Source organism: Pantoea sp. Ft-CA_14 (genome assembly GCF_024520875.1).
GTDB classification, from domain to species: Bacteria; Pseudomonadota; Gammaproteobacteria; order Enterobacterales; family Enterobacteriaceae; genus Pantoea; species Pantoea agglomerans.
This window is the reverse complement of record NZ_JALNPM010000002.1, coordinates 107,178-129,568: the sequence shown is the minus strand read 5'-3', so window position 1 is coordinate 129,568 and position 22,391 is coordinate 107,178. Positions and strand designations below refer to the sequence as shown.

General features: G+C 56.6%; 19 protein-coding genes. 11 read left to right on the top strand and 8 right to left on the bottom strand.

Annotated features, from left to right (window positions below):
* Window positions 1-7 precede the first annotated feature (7 nt).
* From araH to NR195_RS03785, 3 genes are all read left to right on the top strand, one after another.
* A complete protein-coding gene (gene araH / locus NR195_RS03795) occupies window positions 8-991 on the top strand; it encodes an L-arabinose ABC transporter permease AraH (protein ID WP_010245363.1) in 984 nt (327 codons plus the stop codon).
* A gap of 76 nt (window positions 992-1,067) precedes the next feature.
* Window positions 1,068-1,985, top strand: a complete 918-nt coding sequence (gene araC / locus NR195_RS03790) for an arabinose operon transcriptional regulator AraC (protein WP_003853440.1) — start codon at window positions 1,068-1,070, stop codon at window positions 1,983-1,985.
* A 102-nt stretch (window positions 1,986-2,087) separates the two neighbouring features.
* Complete coding sequence (locus NR195_RS03785; protein ID WP_099257446.1) at window positions 2,088-3,134, top strand: oxidoreductase; 1,047 nt, start codon at window positions 2,088-2,090, stop codon at window positions 3,132-3,134.
* Between the two features lie 82 nt (window positions 3,135-3,216).
* Here the strand turns inward: NR195_RS03785 and add are convergent, their stop codons facing one another.
* The 3 genes from add to malX form a co-directional block, all read right to left on the bottom strand.
* Window positions 3,217-4,212, bottom strand: a complete 996-nt coding sequence (gene add / locus NR195_RS03780) for an adenosine deaminase (protein WP_256844144.1) — start codon at window positions 4,210-4,212, stop codon at window positions 3,217-3,219.
* Between the two features lie 143 nt (window positions 4,213-4,355).
* Window positions 4,356-5,528 carry a MalY/PatB family protein gene (locus tag NR195_RS03775; RefSeq protein ID WP_256844143.1) on the bottom strand — a complete coding sequence of 391 codons (1,173 nt, stop codon included), beginning with the start codon at window positions 5,526-5,528 and terminating at the stop codon, window positions 4,356-4,358.
* 16 nt (window positions 5,529-5,544) lie between these two features.
* A complete protein-coding gene (malX, locus tag NR195_RS03770) occupies window positions 5,545-7,134 on the bottom strand; it encodes a maltose/glucose-specific PTS transporter subunit IIBC (protein ID WP_010670088.1) in 1,590 nt (529 codons plus the stop codon).
* 174 nt (window positions 7,135-7,308) lie between these two features.
* Here malX and malI point away from each other — a divergent pair, with 174 nt between their 5' ends.
* On the top strand, window positions 7,309-8,334 hold the full coding sequence (malI, locus tag NR195_RS03765) for a Mal regulon transcriptional regulator MalI (protein ID WP_033779241.1): 1,026 nt from the start codon (window positions 7,309-7,311) through the stop codon (window positions 8,332-8,334).
* A 42-nt stretch (window positions 8,335-8,376) separates the two neighbouring features.
* Here malI and NR195_RS03760 read toward each other — a convergent pair whose 3' ends face one another.
* Window positions 8,377-9,876, bottom strand: a complete 1,500-nt coding sequence (locus NR195_RS03760; protein WP_089414209.1) for a YdgA family protein — start codon at window positions 9,874-9,876, stop codon at window positions 8,377-8,379.
* Window positions 9,877-10,008: 132 nt separating this feature from the next.
* Window positions 10,009-11,184 (bottom strand): mannose-6-phosphate isomerase, encoded by a 1,176-nt coding sequence (gene manA, locus NR195_RS03755; RefSeq protein ID WP_163762965.1) that lies wholly within the window; start codon window positions 11,182-11,184, stop codon window positions 10,009-10,011.
* A gap of 199 nt (window positions 11,185-11,383) precedes the next feature.
* On the opposite strand from manA, the gene fumC reads away from it, so the two are divergent.
* Window positions 11,384-12,781, top strand: coding sequence for a class II fumarate hydratase (gene fumC, locus NR195_RS03750; RefSeq protein WP_010245332.1), 1,398 nt, complete (start codon window positions 11,384-11,386; stop codon window positions 12,779-12,781).
* 43 nt (window positions 12,782-12,824) lie between these two features.
* On the opposite strand, the gene tus is transcribed toward fumC, so the two are convergent.
* Window positions 12,825-13,754, bottom strand: coding sequence for a DNA replication terminus site-binding protein (tus, locus tag NR195_RS03745; protein ID WP_010670093.1), 930 nt, complete (start codon window positions 13,752-13,754; stop codon window positions 12,825-12,827).
* Window positions 13,755-13,956: 202 nt separating this feature from the next.
* On the opposite strand from tus, the gene NR195_RS03740 reads away from it, so the two are divergent.
* The 4 genes from NR195_RS03740 to NR195_RS03725 all read left to right on the top strand — a co-directional run bounded on the left by NR195_RS03740 (window position 13,957) and on the right by NR195_RS03725 (window position 16,670).
* Window positions 13,957-15,141, top strand: a complete 1,185-nt coding sequence (locus NR195_RS03740; protein ID WP_256844142.1) for an MFS transporter — start codon at window positions 13,957-13,959, stop codon at window positions 15,139-15,141.
* Between the two features lie 207 nt (window positions 15,142-15,348).
* The gene (locus NR195_RS03735) at window positions 15,349-15,843 is read left to right on the top strand and encodes an Rrf2 family transcriptional regulator (protein ID WP_010245324.1); all 495 of its coding nucleotides are present in this window, start codon (window positions 15,349-15,351) and stop codon (window positions 15,841-15,843) included.
* A 196-nt stretch (window positions 15,844-16,039) separates the two neighbouring features.
* The gene (locus NR195_RS03730; protein WP_010245321.1) at window positions 16,040-16,222 is read left to right on the top strand and encodes a type II toxin-antitoxin system HicA family toxin; all 183 of its coding nucleotides are present in this window, start codon (window positions 16,040-16,042) and stop codon (window positions 16,220-16,222) included.
* A 22-nt stretch (window positions 16,223-16,244) separates the two neighbouring features.
* Complete coding sequence (locus NR195_RS03725) at window positions 16,245-16,670, top strand: type II toxin-antitoxin system HicB family antitoxin (protein ID WP_010245317.1); 426 nt, start codon at window positions 16,245-16,247, stop codon at window positions 16,668-16,670.
* A gap of 234 nt (window positions 16,671-16,904) precedes the next feature.
* On the opposite strand, the gene oqxB is transcribed toward NR195_RS03725, so the two are convergent.
* Window positions 16,905-20,057, bottom strand: coding sequence for a multidrug efflux RND transporter permease subunit OqxB (gene oqxB / locus NR195_RS03720; protein WP_031593601.1), 3,153 nt, complete (start codon window positions 20,055-20,057; stop codon window positions 16,905-16,907).
* Between the two features lie 12 nt (window positions 20,058-20,069).
* Complete coding sequence (locus tag NR195_RS03715) at window positions 20,070-21,224, bottom strand: efflux RND transporter periplasmic adaptor subunit (RefSeq protein ID WP_256844141.1); 1,155 nt, start codon at window positions 21,222-21,224, stop codon at window positions 20,070-20,072.
* Window positions 21,225-21,526: 302 nt separating this feature from the next.
* Between NR195_RS03715 and NR195_RS03710 the strand changes: the two genes are divergently transcribed.
* Window positions 21,527-21,868 carry a helix-turn-helix domain-containing protein gene (locus tag NR195_RS03710; protein WP_009090299.1) on the top strand — a complete coding sequence of 114 codons (342 nt, stop codon included), beginning with the start codon at window positions 21,527-21,529 and terminating at the stop codon, window positions 21,866-21,868.
* 86 nt (window positions 21,869-21,954) lie between these two features.
* The gene (locus NR195_RS03705; protein WP_010670098.1) at window positions 21,955-22,389 is read left to right on the top strand and encodes a ribonuclease domain-containing protein; all 435 of its coding nucleotides are present in this window, start codon (window positions 21,955-21,957) and stop codon (window positions 22,387-22,389) included.
* Window positions 22,390-22,391: the final 2 nt, after the last annotated feature.

Below are 22,391 nucleotides of genomic sequence, written 5' to 3'. Positions count from 1 at the left end.
GATCATCATGGCTTCATCCACGACCTCAAATACGCCGCAGCCCGCTTCACGCGGCGGCCTGCAGTTAGGTCGCATCTGGGACAACTTCGGCATGCTGGTGGTATTTGCACTGCTGTTTATTGTCTGTGCGATCTTTGTGCCGAACTTCGGCTCGTTTATCAATATGAAAGGCTTAGGGCTGGCAATGTCGATGTCCGGCATGGTCGCCTGCGGCATGCTGTTCTGTCTGGCTTCCGGTGATTTTGACCTGTCGGTCGCTTCCGTCATCGCCTGTGCGGGTGTAGTTACCGCCGTGGTGATTAATATGACCGAAAGCCTGTGGATTGGCGTGGGTGCCGGTCTGGTACTCGGTATGATCACCGGCTTTATCAACGGCTTTGTGATTGCCCGCCTCAAGATCAATGCGCTGATCACCACGCTGGCGACCATGCAGATTGTCCGCGGGCTGGCCTATATCTTCTCTGACGGTAAAGCGGTCGGTATCGAAGATGAGCGCTTCTTTGAACTGGGCTTTGCCAACTGGCTTGGCGTGCCTGCGCCCATCTGGCTGACTCTGGCCACCATGCTGATCTTCGGCTTCCTGCTCAACAAAACCACCTTTGGCCGTAACACCCTGGCAATTGGCGGCAATGAAGAAGCCGCACGTCTGGCCGGTGTGCCGGTGGTGCGCACCCGCATCATCATCTTTATCCTCTCCGGTCTGGTTTCAGCGGCGGCGGGCATCATTCTGGCGTCACGTATGACCAGCGGCCAGCCAATGACCTCCATCGGCTATGAGCTGGTGGTGATTTCTGCCTGCGTGCTGGGTGGCGTTTCGCTGAAGGGCGGCATCGGTAAAATCTCCTATGTGGTGGCAGGGGTGCTGATCCTCGGCACGGTAGAGAATGCGATGAATTTATTGAATATCTCGCCATTCTCACAGTATGTGGTACGCGGTCTGATACTGTTAGCTGCGGTGATTTTTGACCGTTACAAACAGAAAAAAGCCTGATTGAGCGAGCCGTTGGTCCGCAGAGGCAGAAGCCTCTGCGGGCTATCCGAACAATAACAGACTGAGTGAGGACGCTATGTATCACCGCGAATTACCGGCCGAGCAGCAAAACCCCTTGTTGCCGGGCTATTCATTCAATGCCTGGCTGGTGGCGGGGCTGACGCCGATCACCGCCGATGGTCCGCTCGATTTCTTTATCGATCGCCCGCACGGCATGAAAGGTTACATTCTGAATCTCACTATCAAAGGTAAAGGGCGGGTATTTGACGGCGAGCGGGCATTTGACTGCGAACCTGGCGAAATGCTGCTGTTTCAGCCGAAAACGGCTCACTATTATGGTCGCGCGCCGGACAGCCCGCAGTGGTTTCACCGCTGGGTCTATTTCCGTCCGCGCGCCTACTGGCACGACTGGCTACGCTGGCAGGATGAGCAGGAGGGCGTGGGACGACTGCTGCTGCCTGAATCGCTGCGCGGCGAATTTGATCGCCTGTTTGCCAGTATCGAACAGACCCACAATTCGGGCCGTCGCTTTGCAGAAGAGCTGGCGATGAACCTGCTGGAACGGCTGCTGCTGCGCGCCGTTGAAGAAGATCCACGCAGCCATCAGTTAATTCGCGATCCACGCGTGATTGAAGCCTGCCAGTACGTCACCAACCATCTCGCCAGTGAGGTTAAGATTGAAGAGGTGGCGCGCCACGTCTGTCTGTCACCGTCGCGGCTGGCGCACCTGTTCCGCGAGCAGATGGGCGTGAACCTGCTGCGCTGGCGTGAAGATCAGCGTGTAATCCGCGCGAAACTGCTGCTGCAGACCACCCAGGAGCCGATCGCCTCGGTAGGACGTGAAGTGGGCTATGACGATCAGCTCTACTTCTCGCGGGTGTTCCGCAAGCGGGTCGGCGTCAGTCCCAGCGACTTCCGCCGCCGTAATCAGGATGCGCACGACAGCCTGGCCGCTCAGACCGCCTGGCCGCTGGCGCGAAGTGCTATCTCTTAGTTTTTTCGGGGAATTCCGGCTTGTCGTCATTTGGTTAATAGTCTTAAATCAATCAGGTTATCAACTAAGAGTCTGGTCAATCAGGCTCTGAGAGGAATCCAAATGAGCGATAAATTACGTGTTGGTCTGATCGGCTACGGTTTTGCCAGTAAAACGTTTCACGCCCCGCTGATTGCGGGGACGCCAGACGTCGAACTGGCAGCCATTTCCAGTAGCGACGCCAGCAAAGTCCACGCCGACTGGCCCGCCGTTAAGGTAGTGGCCGACCCTCAGGCGCTGCTGGACGACCCGACGCTGCAACTGATCGTTATTCCTACCCCCAACGACACGCACTTCCCGCTGGCAAAAGCAGCGCTGAACGCCGGTAAACATGTGGTAGTCGATAAGCCGTTCACCGTGACGTTGTCACAGGCACGTGAACTGGATGCGCTGGCGAAAGCCAAAGGGCTGCTGCTGTCGGTGTTCCACAACCGCCGCTGGGACAGTGACTTCCTGACGCTGAAATCGCTGATTGAGGCCGGTACGCTGGGTGAAGTGCGCTACTTCGAATCGCACTTTGACCGCTTCCGTCTGGAAGTGCGTAATCGCTGGCGTGAAATGAAAGGCGCAGGCAGCGGAATCTGGTATGACCTGGGGCCGCATCTGCTGGACCAGGCGCTGCAGCTGTTTGGCCCGCCGGTCGCTATCACGGTTGATCTGGCCGAGATGCGTCCGGGCGCGCAGACTACCGACTACTTCCACGCGACGCTGACTTATCCGCAGCGCCGTGTCGTGCTGCACGCCAGCATGCTGGTAGCGGCAGAATCTGCCCGTTATACCGTCCACGGCACGCGCGGCAGTTACGTCAAATATGGTCTTGATCCGCAGGAAGATCGCCTGAAGTCAGGTGACTTCCCGCCGCAGGAAGACTGGGGCTATGACATGCGTGATGGCACTCTGACGCTGGTTGACGGAGATTCCCTGACCGAAACAACCCAGCTGACCCAGCCAGGCAACTATCCCGCTTACTATGCGGGTATCCGCGATGCGATTGCCGGACGTGGTAACAATCCGGTGACAGCTGAAGAGGCGATTCAGGTGATGGAGCTGATCGAGTTAGGTCTGCAATCCGCCGAGAAACGCCAGACGATGTCGCTGAAGCGCGTTTAATCGGTCGGTGCTTAAAACGCAATAAGTAAAAAAGCGAAACGGGCCGGATATCCGGCCCGTTTTTTGTCGCTACTCTTCAGGATTACTGCACCCGTGCGCGAAGAGCCGCTTTCTCTGCTTCGCTAAGGAACGCAATCGTCAGACCATTTTCCTGCGCCTGACGGATCTGCGCCACGCTCAGACCGGCAGCCGGAGCGGCGTGATGATACTCATGCGCCAGTTCAATGCCCTGAACCGCCGGATCATCCGTATTGATCGTCGCCAGAATGCCATGCTCCAGGAAGGTCTTCAGCGGATGCTGCGCCAGTGATGGCACGGTGCTGGTCTGGATATTGGAGGTCAGGCAGGATTCAATACCAATATGGTGCTCCGCCAGGAAATCCATCAGCGCGCGATCTTCAATCGCTTTCACGCCGTGACCGATACGTTCTGCACCCAGCTCCCGAATCGCCTGCCAGATGCTCTCGGGTCCGGCCGCTTCGCCCGCATGGACGGTCACGCGGAAACCGGCATCGCGCGCCTGGTTAAAGTGGCTCAGGAACTCGCTGCCCGGGAAGCCCAGCTCATCACCCGCCAGATCGACCGCGGTGATGTGATCGCGATGGGCAAGCAAACCTTCCAGCTCGCTGAGGCAGGCGTCTTCGCCAAAGGTACGGCTCATAATACCGATCAGGCGCACGTCGATATCGTGCTGCTGACGGCCTGCGCGCACGCCCTCAATTACCGCTTCAACCACACCGGCAATCGGCAGATTGTGGGTCATCGCCATATAACCAGGGGAAAAACGCAGTTCAGCATAGTGAATGCCCGCGCGGGCGGCATCTTCCACATTCTCCTGCGCGATCCGGCGGCAGGCATCCAGATCACCCAGCACTTTCACACCCCAGTCTAGCTTCTGCAGGAAGCTCACCAAATCAGGTTCATTCTGGCCGACCTGCACATGCGGACGCAGCGTTTCCAGCGTGGAAGCAGGCAGGGCGAGGTTAAACTGGCGACCTAAATCGAGAATGGTTTGTGCACGGATGTTGCCATCAAGGTGGCGGTGAATATCAGTCAGAGGAATTTTAGAATCAATCATGGCGCACTCGCTCAGTTGTCGGTGAAGTGCAGAGCATTATAAAAATATCTTGCGCAACAGCGCCAGCTATTTGCGCAACAGCCGCGCCGGATGCTGCTTAATTACGCATAACCGGCGAGCAATGGTTGCCTCGCCGGTTAATATCACTTCTGCAACTGATGGATCGCCGCAATCAGGCGTGAAACGCCCTCATCAACTTTGCTGCGCGGACAGCCAACGTTAAGACGCAAAAACCCTTTGCCTGCATCACCGTAGGTCGAGCCGGGCATCATTGCGACCCGTTGCTGGATCAGCGCCTGTTGAAGGGCCTCTTCTCGAATGCCCAGCGGATTGATATCGAGCCAGGCGAGATAGGTCGCCTCGGGAATGTGCCAGTTCAGTGCGGGAAACTCAGCGTTAAGGCGATCGGCAACCAGTGTGAAATTATTATAAAGATAGCTGCGTAACGCATCCAGCCAGGGTGCGCCCTGACGGTAAGCCGCAACGTGTGCCGTGACGGCCAGCACGGCCGGAGAAGAAAGGCCGTCAGCATTTTTCAGCGCCTGAAACCAGGCGGCTCTGTCTGCCGCATCCGGGATAATTCCCCACGCACCGGTCAGGCCTGGCACGTTGAAGCTTTTCGACGCCGAGGTAAACAGCGCCCAGTCACTGCGCGCCACGCTGGCCCACGGAGTATGGGGCTGATTACCCATAATCATATCCATATGGATTTCATCGCTGATCACCCGCACGCCGTGACGATCGCAGAGCGCCGCCATCTGTTGCAGCTCAGCTGCTGTCCACACTTTGCCGGTGGGATTGTGCGGGCTGCAGAGCAACAGGATTTTGCAGCGCGGGCGCGCCAGGCGCGTCTCCAGCGCGGCCATATCACATCGCCAGCTACCGTTATCCCGCTGCAGCGGCATCTCCAGCACCTGTCGCTGATTGCCGCGTACCGTTTTATAAAAAGCATCGTAGGCGGGGGTGTGGAGTACCACTTCATCATCCGGGTAGCTCCAGCGGCGCAGCATCTGCGCCACCATATAGATCACCGAGGGTCCATAAACCAGCGTGTCAGCATCGGGCTGGTAGCCGAAACGGCTGGACATCCAGTAGCAGCAGGCGGAAAGAAAATCGTCATGCTGCCAGCGACTGTAACCCAACACGCCGTGTGCTACGCGCTGCGCCAGCGCCTGCTGAACCGCTGGCGCAGTTCTGAAGTCCATATCCGAAATGGTAAACGGCAGCAGATCGGGGACGCCAAAGCGGTCAGCCACGAAATCCCACTGGGTCGACCAGCTGCCGCGGCGATCGATGACTTCGTCAAAGTTAAACATTATCGGCTCCGGCACTTCAGGCAGGGACATTCATCAGGTGTGACAGTTCATCTTTCACCGACTGCACCTGTGGACCAATAACCACCTGCAGGCTGGTCTGATTAAGATGGACTACACCTATCGCGCCGTTGGCTTTCAGCGCCGCATCATCCACTTTACTCATATCCGCCAGGGTCAGACGCAGACGCGTCAGACAATTATCCAGCGAGGTAATATTCTCCACGCCGCCAAGTGCCGCCAGAATAGCCGGTGAGTTATAGCCAGATTTGCCTTTACCGGCATTGCTGACCTGCTGCGCAACCGCACTGGCACTTTCCACTTCGCGGCCCGGTGTTTTGATATTGAAGTGCAGAATGGCGAATCGGAAAATCAGGTAGTAACCAACAAACCATATCGCTGCGACAACGGGCACCCAGTACCATTTAGTCGACAGCCCGTGCAGCACACCAAACACCACAAAGTCGATGATATTGCCGTCTGTATTGCCGATAGTGACGCCCAGTATCGCCATGATGCTGAAGCCAACGCCGGTCAGCAGGGCGTGGATCAGATAGAGGAACGGGGCGACAAACAGAAACAGGAATTCGATGGGTTCGGTGGTGCCGCCAACCACGCAGGCCACCACGCCGGAGATCAACAGACCTTTGATCTTATGGCGATTCTCCGGGCGGGCGCAGTGATAGATGGCCAGGGCGGCACCTGGCAGGCCACCGAGGAAGGCAGGCATTTTACCCTGTGACAGAAAGCGGGTCGCGCTTTCAGCAAAACCGTGGGTTTCCGGGCAGGCGAGCTGCGCCTGGAAAATGGTTAAGGCACCGCTTACGCTCTTGCCACACACATCCAGTGTGCCGCCTGCATCGGTAAAGCGCATGATGGCGACCAGAATATGCTGCAGGCCAAACGGCAGCAGCAGACGTTCGCCGGTACCAAAAATCATCGGGCCGAAATCACCCGCGCTGTTAATCATCCAGCCTAATCCGGTGATGCCCCGTGCGAAAAAAGGCCAGATCAGCGGGACGACCAGTCCCAGTAAACCAATCACCAGCGTGGTGATAATTGGCACAAACCGGGTGCCGCCAAAGAAAGCCAGCGCATCGGGCAGTCGGATATTATGAAAGCGCTCATGCAGCCAGAACACCACAATACCCACAATGACCGCGCCCAGAATGCCGGTATCGATCGACGGGATCCCCAGGATCGGCTGAACGTTGTTAGCTTTCAGCACGGCGGCATCAGTGGTTGGCAGAATGCCGTGGATATTGAGCCAGAAGTTGATGCTGAGGTTTAGCACGGCATACCCCACAAAGCCGGCAAACGCTGCCACGCCCTTGTTCTCGCGCGCCATACCCAGCGGAATTGCAATGGCGAACATCACCGGCAGATAGCTAAAGGCGAAAGATCCGAGTTTGGCCATCCAGAGAAACAGATATTGCAGCCAGGGGTGATCCAGCACAGGTAACAGGGTCAGGACATCACGACTGCTCAGCGAACTGCCAATCCCGAGCATGATGCCGCAGAAGGAAAGCAGGGCAACCGGCAGCATAAAGGTTTTCCCCAGACTCTGGAAAAATTCCCAGACGGACATTTTTTGGTGAGAGGGTGACATGAACGCTCCTGGATAAACGGACCACTGAGTGAAGTGGCGAGATGATAAAACGTTTTACCTGGATCTTATGCGCGCTGAATCACACTCTTCAGGTCATGGACGATATAATTCTGACGTCATAAGGTGTAACGTTTTACCTTGTTTTCTAATGCTGTAGTTCAGTTGAGTAATCTGATGAGTAAAATCACCATCAATGATGTTGCGGCGGCGGCGGGCGTGTCGGTGACTACGGTATCGCTGGTGTTATCCGGCAAAGGACGGATCTCTGCGGCCACCATGGCGCGCGTGAACGAGGCCATTGAGCAACTCGGTTTCGTGCGTAACCGTTCGGCAACCATGCTGCGCGGGGGTGAGAGTGGCGTGATTGGCTTGATCGTCCGCGATCTCAGCCAGCCATTTTATGCCGAAATGACGGCAGGTCTGAGTGAAGCGCTGGAGAAGCAGGGCAAATTGCTGTTCCTGACGCAGAGCGGCGCCCAGGGACAGCATCTGCATCGCTGCTTTGAGTCACTGGTCGCTCAGGGAGTGGATGGCGTGGTGCTGGGAGGCGGTGCCGATAAGGCCAGTCAGATTGTGACGCGGGCCAGAGAGGTGAATATGGCCTTAGTCTGTGCCGCGCGCGCCAGTAGCCTGGAGGAGGTAGACGCTATCCGCCCCGATAATGCTCAGGCTGCGCGTCTGGCCACAGAATACCTGATTCGTCAGGGGCATCAGCGCATTGCCTGGCTGGGCGGCCATAGCGCATCACTGACCCGGGCAGAACGTCTTGGCGGCTATTGCGCCACACTGCTGCAATATGGGCTGCCGTTCCGGCCTGAGTGGATTATTGAATGCGGTAACACGCAAAAAGAGGCGGCTGACGCGGCGGTACAGCTGTTTCAGCACCATCCGCGGCTGACTGCCGTGCTGGCCTATAACGCCACTACCGCGCTGGGATGCTATTTTGGGCTGTTGCGCACCGGGCGAACGTTCGCCCGGGGTGCAGTCGACAGCTATTACGATCAGCAACTGGCTCTGATGGGCTTTGGCGATGAACCGCAGGCGGAACTGACCGATCCGCCGCTGACGTTTGTCACCAGTTCAGCCCGGGAGATTGGCCGTGTGGCAGCTGAGCGTATCCTGCAACGGATAGCGCAACCCGATGCCGCCCGGCAGAACGTGATTATGCCGCCGCAGCTGGTTATTCGCGGCTCGGCATAAAAAAGGCGACCCGGAGGTCGCCTTTAAAGGAACAGAGGAAAATTACTGCGGCATCCCTTCGCTGGTCGGCATACCCAGCATATAGCGGGAGAGGAACTGCTCCAGCGTCATTTTGTCGCCGTTCATGTTCACCTGACCGTTGGTATACTGCAGGCTGGTGACGATATTGTTGTCCTGCTGCTGGGTCAGGCGGAACATCTGACCCATCGCCGCCAGTCCTTTCACCTGCTGATCTGCCAGCTTCTGTGCGTCATCGGCCTGATATCCTTCAGCCAGTCCCACTTTATGCATGGTTTCGGTCGCCATTGGCATATTGATGACCAGCTTGCTGTCCAGGCTCTTCAGTACCCGATCAACCATGGCGCTGAGTGTCTGGGCTTCGCCGGTCACCGCAGAGGGATCGTTGAAATTAGCGTTCAGGTTAAAGGTGCTTTCACCTTTATCATTTTTCCAGCTCAGCGGGGAGATACTGATCGCAGGTGAGCCCTTCAGCAGCATCGGCAGGTTGCTCATCAGAATCTGATGCACACCCGCCTGGTAGCGGATAGGATCTTCCGCGACGCCAGGCTGGCTAAGCAGTTCCTGCATCTGCGCGTTGTAACGATCGGAGAAGGCTTTTACCGCCTGCGCATCAAACTGTGACAGTTTCATCTTCAGCGCTGCCTGACCAAAATCCTGCTTCTGCAGCTGAATGCCTTCAACTTTGTAGTCGATATTGCCGCCAATCTTACCGGCGCTGTTATCGAAAGAGGAGGTGCCTTTCATTTTGTGCAGCGTCAGGGCGTCCTGACCATTGATGCTGGCATTGACCTTCTCAATATCCACTGACTGGTCGCCAATACGAACGCCTTCCGGGCTGAGATGGGTGTTACCGCTCAGCTTCAGACCATTAATGGTGAACAGCACCGGCTGGCCCATCTCATTTTTACTGGTCAGCGCGAGGCTATCAACATCACTGTCCAGCGACACTTTGTCGCCTTTGTTATCCGCGCTGACGTTGAAGGTGCCCCCATTGGTGGCAAGACGCTCGCCGCTTTGCGCATTCTGATAATCAACCGGCAGAACGCGCAGCGCCGTATCGGTGGCACCGCTGTAGCCGATACGGGTATCGGCGTTAATCAGCGACTTGTTGCCGGTCAGCTCAAACAGCTTTTTCACCGCATCGGTGTTAGCCAGTTCGGTATGAACCGACGCCATGCTCGGGATCAGATTAAAATGCTTCAGCTGAGCAAACGGGAAAGGGCCATGATCGATGGTTTCGTTCAGGATGATGCTCTGGCCTGGTTTCAGCAGGGGATTATCTTCCGTCTGCGAGTTGGCCTGAATCACCAGATTCACTTTGCTGCTGAACACGCCGCGCTGATAGTCCTGATAGCTGATCTTCAGTCGGCTGTTAGGGGCATAAGCATTCAGCTGGGCATTGGCGTTCTGCACCAGCTCATCCCTGTGGCTTTCAATCTGCTTGCCGGTGAACCATGCCGCGCCAGTCCAGACTACGCCCAGTGCGATGATGACACCTACGGCAACATTGGTCTTTTTCATTGCTGATTCGTCCTTATCCTTGAGTCCGCTTATGCCGCAGGTTTACCCCAGCGACTGAAGAAAAACGCCCGCAGGCGTTTAAAAGCTAATAGGTTGAAATAATAGCAGTTAACAGGCACTCCGTCAGCCGCTTCACCCTAAGTCGTTAAATACCCGCGCCAGTCGGCCCGTGCCTGCGACCGTTACGGGGGATTCGCTGGCGGCAATGAAGCAGGATTCACCTGGTTTCAGCGTTATCTGCTGCTCGCCTTTGGCGATCACCGTCTGGCCTTCAATGCAGAACAGCACTGCGGCGCTCTGCTGCGCCAGCGGCTGTGGCTCTGCGTTCAGGGTATGAATGGCAAAGGCAAAATCCTCCACCGGAATCGGGAAGCGCAGCGCGTTGCCCTGTTGCTCTGGCTCGGTGAGCAGGGTGCTGGCTGGCTTCTCTTCAAACTTCAGGTTCGCCATCAGCTCGGCGATATCGATATATTTCGGGGTTAACCCGGCCCGCAACACGTTATCGGAGTTTGCCATCACCTCCAGCGCCACGCCTTTCAGATAAGCGTGCGGGGTCTCCGCATAGAGGAACATCGCCTCGCCCGGTTGCAGCGTGATTACGTTCAGCAGTAGCGGCGAAAACAGGCCGCTGTCGTCAGGATACTCTGCCGCAATCATGCGAATGGTCTGCCACGGCTCACCCTGTTGTGCATCAACCGCGGATTTCAGGATGCCCAGCGCCAGCGATTTCGCCTCACCCTCCAGTGACAGCAGGGTAGAGAAGAGCGCGGCCAGCGTATCCTGATCGGGATGCTGCAGAAAATGGGCTATCTGTGGATGTGCGCCCGCAACCGGCTCAAGCAGTGAGACCATCTCCGTCAGGGTGCGAAAGCCATTCATCGCCTGGAAGGGCGTCAGCGCGTAGACCAGCTCCGGCTTGTGGTTGGCATCTTTATAATTACGCTCAGCAGCCGTCAGCGGAATACCCGCCGCATTCTCACGGGCAAAGCCCACTTCTGCCGCGCGTTTGCTGGGATGGACCTGAATCGACAGCGGCTGATCGGCAGACAACACTTTGAACAGGAAGGGCAGTTCACCAAAACGCTGTGCTACCGCTTCGCCCAGCATGGCGGCAGGCGCGGCATCAATCACGTCACGCAGCGAACGCTCGCTGCCCTGGTCAATCACGGTGGAGGGGCTTTTCGGATGTGCGCCCATCCAGAGTTCCGCCATCGGCAGTCCCTGTGGATTGGCGATTCCGTAAAGCTCAGTCAACGCAGTTTTGCTGCCCCATGCGTAGTTTTGCAGCGTATTGTTCATTTTTTGCATTGTATAACCCTTTATCACGGGAAATTATTGCCAGTATTAAAGCAGAAACTGCCGGTAAAAATACATCTCCAGCGCAAAAGGACGCTAAGCTCTGATAATGTTAAATTATTGTGTATTACTATCCTGACCGCCCGGCAGTCGATCGTAATGACGTACCGGGCGGTCATTCTTTTAAAAACCAGATGAAGGAGACGTATTCATGGCAGCCAATCGCATTGAGAAAGATTCAATGGGCCCCATCGACGTACCGGCAGACAAACTGTGGGGCGCGCAGACACAGCGCTCACTGGAACACTTCCGCATCTCAACCGAAAAAATGCCGACCGCGCTGGTGCATGCACTGGCATTGACCAAGCGCGCCGCGGCCAGCGTTAACCGCGATCTGGGACTGCTGCCCGCTGACCGCGCCGAGGCGATTGTCAGCGCGGCCGATGAGGTGCTGGCTGACAAGCATGCGGATGAATTCCCGCTGGCGATCTGGCAGACCGGTTCCGGCACCCAGACCAATATGAACATGAATGAAGTGCTGGCGAACCGCGCCAGTGAAATCCTCGGCGGCGAGCGTGGTATGGCGCGGCTGGTTCATCCCAATGATGATGTGAACAAGAGCCAGAGCTCCAACGATGTCTTCCCGACGGCGATGCACGTTGCCGCCGTTATCGCCTTGCGCGAACAGCTGATCCCTCAGATTCAGGTACTGAAAAAGACGTTGAGCCAGAAGTCCGACGCCTTCAAAGATATCGTCAAGATTGGCCGTACTCACCTGCAGGATGCCACGCCGCTGACCCTGGGCCAGGAGATTTCCGGCTGGGTGGCGATGCTGGAGCATAACCTGAAGCATATTGAGCAGAGCATTCCGCACGTGGCGGAACTGGCGCTGGGCGGCACGGCAGTAGGTACGGGCCTGAACACCCATCCGGAATATGCGGTGCGCGTGGCGAAGGCGCTGGCCGATCTCACGCAGCAGCCGTTTGTCACTGCGCCAAACAAGTTTGAGGCGCTGGCAACCTGTGATGCGCTGGTGCATGCGCATGGCGCGCTGAAAGGGCTGGCCGCCTCGCTGATGAAAATCGCGAACGACGTGCGCTGGCTCTCTTCCGGCCCGCGTTGCGGCATCGGCGAAATCGCCATCCCGGAAAATGAGCCAGGCAGCTCCATCATGCCGGGTAAAGTTAACCCGACACAGTGCGAAGCGATGACCATGCTCTGCTGTCAGGTGATGGGTAACGATGTGGCGATCAACATGGGCGGCGCATCCGGTAACTTTGAGCTTAACGTGTTCCGTCCGATGGTAATCCATAACTTCCTGCAATCAATTCGCCTGCTGGCGGATGGCATGGATAGCTTTAATCATCACTGCGCGGTCGGCATTGAGCCGGTGCGTGAGCGCATCGATCAACTGCTTAACGAATCGCTGATGCTGGTGACGGCGCTGAATACCCATATTGGCTATGACAAAGCGGCAGAAATTGCCAAGAAGGCGCACAAAGAGGGGCTGACGCTGAAAGGCTCGGCGCTGAAGCTGGGTTATCTTACCGAAGAGGAGTTTGATGCCTGGGTACGGCCGGAAGAGATGGTCGGCAGCATGAAGTCGTAAGGTTTGAGTGAGTCAGAGGCCAGCGAATGCTGGCCTTTTTTATTTATATCGGACAATCGACCCACAGATGCAGTCTGGGGATTAAAAGATTCAGCGGTTCTGCAGCAGGTTTATAACGATGGTTAATATTATCGGCATCGTAGTTAAGCAATTCACCCAGAACCGGAACCTGGCTGCGATCGCGACAGATAACCAGAATCGGAGAAGGACAGGCCAGCTGAGTCTGTTTTTGTTCATCCGCGCGCCAGACGCGGGCAACCGGCTGAACTTTCACCGGGCGCTTGATTTTCAGCCGTGCCGAGGCGGGCAGGGCGCGCACGCTTGCCAGCTCCTCCTGCACTTTTTCCGCCCACTGTTCACGTGACCACGGCGCTTTTGCACGTCCCGACTTCAGGCTTTTTTCCAGCTGGGCGATTACCTCTTCGCGCTTGAGATTCTTGATAATGTGCTTGTTGGCCCAGCCGAAACGCAGGCTATCCGGTGCGCTCAGAAGGGTGATAGTGCGATAGGCATTCAGGGTGATCAGTCCGCGCAAATGCTGGTGGACGAACTCAAAACGCGCCTCACTCGGCAGGCCAGAGTCCACCGTAATCAGCTGCTCCAGCCGTGCTTTCAACTGATTGATGACGTCGACCAGCGAGCCGATCTCCGCCTCCTGCTGCGCGTCGCATTCGATACAGAGCGCGCCAGGCAAGCGCACGGCAGCCTTGGTGCTCAGCTGTTCTGACTGATGCTGCATAAACAGGCGGCAGTAGTGGTCAAGCGCCATCTTTAACGCGCTCTCCCCGAGATGCTGCTCGACGGCAATCCGGGTGATCGCTTCATGTTCGCGACCTTTAACCACCGGCGGCAGGCTGAAGACGCGGGCGATCAGCAGAGGCTGCGCTTCAATCTGCTGACGCAATTCACCCAGCGCCAGTTCCAGGTCATTTACACATTGATGCATATCAGCCACTAAGTCGTAGCGCGTCATGTTGTGCCTCCATAGTTACAACGTCCACAATGTGGCAGAAGCCTGGCGAGGATGCAAGCGTCACATAGTTACAACATACTATAAGTAGTTTACTCAAAACCGTGCGGCCTGCATAGCTATCCAGTCAAAAGGGCATCACGCATTTTGGCTTATCGCAGAACATGTTATAAAAACGGTTCGCCTGCTAACCAGGAGATTGCCTGTGAATCAGAACAACAAACCCGGCATCGCCGCCATTATTACCCTGGGCTGGGTGCAGATCCTGTCATGGGGCGGGTCGTTCTATCTGATGGCGGTGATGGCGAATCCGATTGCGGCTGAGACAGGCTGGTCACAGCAGTGGATTTATGGCGCGCTCTCGACCGGGATTCTGGTATCGGGCCTGCTGTCACCGCTGGCAGGCAGGATTATCGCCCGCACCGGTGGCCGCCTGTTGCTGGCACTGAGTGGCATGGTGATGGCGGTGGGGCTGATGATCATGGCTTATAGCCACTCTCTGCCGCTGTTTCTGTTTGCCTGGGTAATTATTGGCATCGGTATGGCGATGGGCCTTTATGACGCACTGTTTGCCACGCTCGGCACCTGCTATGGCAGTCAGGCGCGTGCAGCGATCACCGGTATCACCCTGATATCTGGCTTCTGCACCACGCTGGTCTGGCCGGGAACGGCGTTGTTAATCCACGGATTCGGCTGGCGAAACGCGTCGCTGATTATTGCGGCACTGATGGTCGTCTGCGTGCTGCCCGCCTATCTGTTTGCCTTACCCGACAGTCATGCTAAGCGGCCGGTGAAGCGACTGAGTCCGCAGTCTGGCACGGCGGAGATTGCGCCTGCGCTGTTCTGGCTGCTGTGTGCCATTTTTACCCTGGCGTCCGTGATCATGACGGCTATTTCCGTGCAGCTTATCGCCTTGTTGCAGGCGAGTGGTCATACGCTGACCTCGGCGCTGGCGATCAGCGCCGTACTTGGCCCGTGTCAGGTGGGATCCCGACTCGTCGATATCGCCTTTAAACGCAGTCATCCCATCCGCACCACCTTTTTTTCCGTCGGGCTGGTGGCACTGGGCTTGCTGTTGCTGGCATTGTTTCCGCAGATGGCGTTGCTGAGCATGGTGTTGTATGGCGCAGGAAATGGCTTACGTGCCATCGTGCGCGGAACTTTACCGCTGGCGATGGTCAAACCAGAGTCCTATGCGATTGTGGTGGGTAAAATGGCCCGCCCGGCGTTGATGGGGCAGGCACTGACGCCGCTGATAGGTGGATATGTGTTTGAAAAGATGGGAGCATCGGCGACGCTGTGGTTGCTTTGCGCCCTGGCAATCTTTAACGTGGTACTGGTTATGGCGCTGAAGCAGCGATTGCCGGCGACATCGGCCACCACGGCATAACGGAACGGTTCTCCTTGCTCCGCAGGAAGAGGGCCGTTAGCAGGCTAAGCACCTTGTGCTATCGGGCCTCAGGCTTTGGTGAATACGTGCCTTGTCACCGCCGGTTTGCTTCAAAAAAGCAACAGTGTTTGTTATATTTATTGCTCATTGATTGTTCACTTATGCGGCAATAAAACAATAAGATGCACCGCAACTCAGGATAAAGAAATGCTTGATTACCGCTTCCCGACAGCTTTGCAAATGGTTCTGAGCGTAGCGATGGCGGAGCAAATGGGAAAACGCTCTACCAGCGCGATTCTGGCCTACGGGCTGGAAGCGAATCCCAGTTTCATACGAAAATTAATGGTCCCGCTGACCCGTGACGGCATTATCGTCTCCACGCTGGGCCGTACCGGTTCGATTCATCTGGGCCGTCCTGCTGCAGAAATTACTCTGCGGGATATCTATGTCTCAGTGATCGAAGACAAAAAAATCTGGGCCGCGCGTCCTGACGTCGCGCCGCGCTGTCTGGTCAGTGCCAACCTCTGCTGGTACTTCAAGTCGATAGCCGATGAAGCCGAGCAGGCGTCGCTGGATGTGCTGGCAAAACGCACCGTGGCAGACGCACTGAACGAACTGAAGAAACGCGACACCAGCAACTGCACCGCCGTGCCGGAACCTGAACCCGAAGAGATTGATGATCTCTGCAAAAAGAGCCGCTGATTAGCGGCTTTTTTTATGCCTGCTGGTCACTAACTTCCCGCCTCAAATCTGCCATAAGCCAATAACTCACTTTCCTGGGGCGGTTATCACGCTGAACCTGATCAATCATTTGAAAATTCAGCATCCATCACAACATTAATGTTGTATTGATTATCACCAATGTTATTCTTGCTGTTATACACAGCGAGGGAACGCGATGAAGTACAGTGAATTCAGACGCTGGCTCATTCAGCAGGGCGCTATTTTGACTAAGCACCGCAGTGGAAGCAGCCATTTCAAAGTCTTCCTGGGCGACAGGCAATCCATTTTTCCGGATCATGGAGCAAAAGAAATGCCTGAAGGTACGCGCAGAAAAATTTTAAAAGATCTGGGCCTGTGAGCCCGATCAGAGAGGTAACTCTATGTTTAATTATGCCGTTAGATTAACTCATGACGCCAAAACCGATACCTATGAGGTCTCGTGTCGTGATTTGCCGTTACTGCATTCCGTGGGTGACACCGTTGAGGAAGCACTTGCAGAAGCCGAAGATGGGCTGGTGACGGCAATCTCTCTCGAGATGGATACGCGTCGTCCGATTCCGGTTGCCAGTAAACCGCTGGAAGGAGAGTACATTGTCTCTGTGCCTGTACTGGTGGCAATGAAAGCGGCACTTTACAACGCAATGATTGAAACCGGCACCCGTAAAGTCGATCTGGCACGCCAGCTGGGTGTGAATGGTCCACAGGTTGATCGACTACTGGATGTAGAGCACTCATCGAAAGTCGAAAATGTGGAGCTAGCGCTGGCTCAGCTGGGACGCAAAGCCCGGATTGAAATTCGTACCTGATCATCTGTCCGCAAGCAGAACGCTGGAGGTCAAAGATGAATAATAATTCTGATCTGGCTAATGTCGCCGGGCAACCCGCCATGATCAATGAAACCTCGCTGAATGCGTTTATCATTGAAACGCTGAATGAAAGATTGAAGCGGCGTTAGCCTACAAGGTGGGGTCTGCTGGAATCAGTGAATCACAGGCAAAAAAAGGGGCGATCATATGGTCGCCCCTTTTAACTTTTACGGTTTACGCCGTCACGGACGATGCACTACCTGACCGGCGCGTCACCAGCTTGCGCAGGGCGACGTAGAACACCGGCGTCAGGAACAGGCCGAACAGCGTCACGCCGAGCATGCCGGAGAAGACCGTAATACCGGTAACGCCACGGACCTCTGCACCCGCGCCTTCACCCAGAATCAACGGTATTGTACCGGCGATAAAGGCGATGGAGGTCATCACAATCGGACGCAGACGCAGGCGACACGCTTCCAGCGCCGCTTCCACAATCCCTTTGCCCTGAATCTCCAGCTCCCGCGCAAACTCGACGATCAGAATCGCGTTCTTACAGGCCAGCCCCATCAGCACCACCAGTCCGACCTGCACGAAGACGTTGTTGTCACCGCCAGTCAGCCAGACGCCAAACAGCGCAGAGAGCATGGTCATCGGCACAATCAGGATCACCGCCAGCGGCAGCGTCCAGCTCTCATACAGCGCGGCCAGCACCAGGAACGCCAGCAACACGGCCATCGGGAAGACAATCAGCGCGGTATTGCCCTGCGTTGACTGCTGATAACTCAGATCGGTCCACTCGATGTTCATGCCGTTTGGCAATAGCTGACCGGACATCGCTTCGAGCTGACTCATCGCCTGCGCCGAGGAGAGCACGCGTGGGTCGGCATCACCAATCAAATCCGCCGCCGGATAGCCGTTATAGCGGATCACCGGGTCGGGACCGTAGGTGGTAGTAATGTTGACCATGCTGCCAATCGGCACCATCTCACCGCGATCGTTTCGGGTACGCAGGTTAGCGATATCTTCGATGCTGTCGCGGAAATCCCCGTCAGCCTGCGCCATCACCCGCCAGGTGCGGCCAAAGCGGTTAAAGTCATTCACATACGACGAGCCGAGATAGGTCTGGAGCGTGCTGAACAGCGCGGTCAGCGATACTCCCTGCGCTTTGGCTTTATCCCGGTCTACCTTCACATCAAGCTGCGGAACGTTGGCCTGATAAGAGGAGATGGGGAAGTGCATCCCTGGCGTCTGCATGATGCTGCCCGACAGCGTATTAATCGCCGTCTGCAGCGCGCCATAACCCAGACCCGCCCGGTCCTGCACATAGAGCGAATAGCCCGAGCCCTGGCCCAGCCCCAGAATCGGCGGTGGCATAATCGAGAAGCCAAAGCCCTGCTGGATTTGCGCGATCTTCGCATTGATCTCAGCGTTGATCTCCGCCGCCGTATGTTTGCGCTCATTAAACGGCTTCAGACCGAAGAACACCGTGCCGCTGTTCGGGGTATTGGTGAACTGCAATGCATTCAGGCCAGGGAACGCGACCGCATAGGCGACGCCTTCGGTCTGCATACCGATTTCGCTCATCTTACGAATCACTTCATCCGTACGCGCCAGAGAGGAACCTTCCGGCATCTTCACGCCACCAATCAGGTAGAGCTTATCCTGCGTCGGAATAAATCCACCCGGCACGGTGTGGAACATAAATCCGGCACCTGCCAGCAGCAGAATATAGACGCCAAACACGGCGCCACGGCGACGCAGCGTACGGCCCACCAGCGATTCATAACCATGGGCACTGCGCTGGAAGAAGCGATTAAACGGCCGGAACAGCCAGCCAAACAGCGCATCAATGATCCGCGTCAGCCGGTCTTTCGGCGCGTGATGATCTTTCAGCAGCATCGCCGCCAGCGCAGGCGAAAGCGTCAGCGAGTTAATGGCAGAGATCACTGTAGAGATGGCGATGGTAGTGGCGAACTGCTTGTAGAACTGCCCGGTGACGCCAGAGAGAAACGCCATCGGCACAAACACCGCGCATAGCACCAGCGCAATGGCGATGATCGGCCCGGAGACCTCACGCATCGCCTGATGTGCAGCGGCGCGCGGCGACAGCCCCATCTCAATGTTACGTTCGACGTTCTCCACCACCACGATGGCGTCATCCACCACGATACCAATCGCCAGCACCAGCCCGAACAGGCTAAGCGTATTCAGCGAGAAGCCAAGCAGATAGAGCACGCTAAAGGTACCGACTATCGAAACCGGCACCGCCAGCAGGGGAATGATCGAGGCACGCCAGGTCTGCAGGAACAGAATCACCACCAGCACGACCAGAATGACCGCTTCCAGCAGGGTCTGCACCACGGCTTTAATCGAGTCACGGACAAACACCGTCGGATCGTAAGGCGCGGCCCATTTCACGTCGTTGGGAAAGCGGGTCGCCAGCTCATCCATTTTGGCGCGAACCGCATTGGAGAGGTCGATGGCGTTGGCGCCAGGCGCCTGGAAGATGCCGATACCAACCGCATCTTTGTTATTCAGCTGCGAGCGCAGGGCATAGCTGCCCGAGCCCATCTCAATCCGCGCCACATCGCGCAGCCGCACCAGCGAACCATCTTCCGAGGTTTTCAGGATGATATCGCCAAACTGCTGCTCGCTCTCCAGTCGTCCCTGGGTGTTGATTGACAGCAGAAAATCGCTCTGTTTTTTCAGCGGCTCGGCACCCAGCTGACCGGCAGAGACCTGCACGTTCTGCTCCTGCATCGCCGTTACCACGTCAGAGGCGGTCAGACCACGCGCCGCCACTTTATTGGGATCAAGCCAGACGCGCATCGCATACTCGCCTGCGCCGAAAATCTGGATCTGACCGACACCCGGCAGGCGGGCCAGCTCATCTTTCACCTTGAGGGTGGCGTAGTTACGCAGGTAGAGCGAATCGTAGGTATTGTTCGGTGAGAACATGTGGACGACCAGCGTCAGGGTCGGCGACATCTTCTGGGTGGTGATCCCCAGCCGACGCACATCTTCCGGCAGACGGGCTTCCGCCTGCGCTACGCGGTTCTGCACCTGTACCTGCGCCTGATCAGGATCGGTGCCTGGACGGAAGGTGACGGTGGTCACCAGCACGCCGTCAGAACCGGCTACTGACTTCATGTACATCATGTTTTCGACGCCGTTGATTGCCTCTTCCAGCGGCGTCGCCACGGAATCCGCAATCACTTTCGGGTTAGCGCCTGGATACTCGGCGCGCACCTGCACGCTGGGTGGCACCACGTCGGGATATTCACTGACTGGCAGCAGCGGGATGGCAATCACCCCGGTCACAAAAATCAGGATCGACAGCACCGCAGCAAAAATGGGCCGGTCGATAAAAAAGCGGGAAAAGTCCATAGCGGCCTCGGGTTATTGAGCGGCTGCCGCACGCATGGCGACCGGCTGAGCAGTGACCGGCATGCCGGGCATAAATACTTTTTGCAGACCGGCGATGATGACCTTGTCGCCGGATTGCAGACCCGATTTAACGATGCGCAAACCATCCACCATCGCGCCAGGCTGGATATCGCGCCGCTGCGCTTTACCTTCGCCATCCACCACGTAGACATATTTGCGATCCTGGTCGGTCAATACCGCTTTATCATCGATCAGCACCGCCTCGAACTGCGCGCTGCCGGGCAGACGCACGCGGGCAAACAGGCCAGGCGTAAACTGCCGCTGTTGATTGTCGAGCAGGGCGCGCATACGAATGGTGCCGGTGCTGGCGGTCAGCTGGTTATCCAGAAAGTCAATTTTGCCCTGGTGCGGGAAACCCTGTTCGCCGACCAGCGCAATCTCAACCGGCAGCGCATGGCGCTGCTGGCCCTGACGCGCCATCGCCTGATAGTTCAGGAAGGTGTTCTCATCGACATCAAAATAGACATACATCTGCTGCTGCGACACCAGCGTGGTTAACACACTGGCGCTGTCGCCGGCGGTCACCAGGTTACCGGCGGTGATCATCGCCCGGCTGGCGCGGCCATCAATCGGCGCGGTGACGCGGGTGAAGTCGAGGTTCAGCTGCGCCATATCGACCGCGGCCTCTGCGGCCAGCACATTCGCCTGCGCCTGACTTGCGGCAGAACGACGCTGCTCCCACGCTTCGCGGGAAATCGCCTGCGTGCCGATCAGCTTCTCGCTGCGACCCGATTCGCTGCGGGCCAGACTCGCCTGACTGCGCGCCCGGGCCAGTTCCGCTTTGGCCTGCTCCAGCGCCGCGCGGTAACTCCGGTCATCAATGGTAAACAGTACCTGACCTTTTCTGACCTCATCGCCTTCACGATAGTTAACGGCATCAATGTAGCCAGAGACGCGCGGACGCAACTGCACGCTCTGCACCGCTTCAACCCGGCCATTGAAATTATCCCACTGACTGACCGGTTTGATCAGCACGGGTGCGGCACTCACTTCAGGCGGCGGGGGAGCGGCGTTTTGCGCCACACCCTTATCGCAGCCGCTCAGTTGCGTGATGAGCAGTACCATCCCTAAGAGGGTTAAACCCTGACGAACCCGGTTCGTAATCATTGTTGTTATTCCGCGATAGATATAAACAGGCGGCCTGCAGGCCAATATTTGCAACTTTTAAGATTGCAATTAATCGCGGTGAGTGTAGGCTTGCGTGGCTGGCAACTGCAAGAATAACAGATACACTTTATGTGCGGTTTAGGGCAGGGCGATGAAAGCCTGAACAACTTAGCTAAAACCCCACAGATAGTGCGGCATTTAATGTACTAATAAAACTTGCATTAAATGGCATAGTCAGCCACCCTTAAGTGTAACTGCAACTGATACTAATACTTTTCGCCACGGCGACAGGAGAGACTGGAATGATGAGTGATGCTTTTATTCACGATTTAATCGACTGGATTGATAACAACATCGAAGCACGTCTGGATCTGGATACCGTTTCAGAGCGCGCGGGCTACTCCAAATGGCACCTGCAGCGCATGTTTAAAGAGCACACCGGTTATCCACTGGGTGAATACATCCGGGTTAAGAAGCTGAAGAAATCAGCCGACCGCCTGACCAGCACTGATGAACCGATTCTCAATGTGGCTATCTCGTTAGGTTTCGACTCCCAGCAATCCTTTAACCGCAGCTTCAAACGCCAGTATGGCGTCGCGCCGGGTGCATGGCGTCGGCACAGCGGGGATTCGCACGCAGCATAACCTCGCCAGGGCCAGCTTGTCTGGCCCGCGCTTTTCTCTGCGCGCAAAACTGGTATCATCTGCGTCCTGTCGTCACGGATGCCATCATGTCAAAAAAACTCTGGATTGGACTTTTTCTCGTCCTCGCGGCCTGTTTCTACGGCCTTAAACCCTATCTTAATTCCGTTTCAGCCCCTGCCCAGGCGGATATTGCCACCCTGACTGACGCCCATACCGTGGCGCGCTGGGTGCTGCAGCATCAGCAACTGCCAGACTACTACCTCACCAAAAACGACGCGCGCAAGCGTGGCTGGAATCCGGCCAAAGGCAACCTGTGTGACGTGTTGCCAGGCAGAGCCATTGGCGGCGATCGCTTTACGAACCGTGAAAAGCGTCTGCCCGCGCGTGCGGGCCGTCAGTGGTATGAAGCGGATGTGAATTATCGCTGCGGGCATCGCGACGCCGATCGCCTGGTTTACTCCTCTGACGGGCTGGTGTTTCTCTCCACCGATCACTACCGCAGTTTCAGGCAGGTGCCCTGATC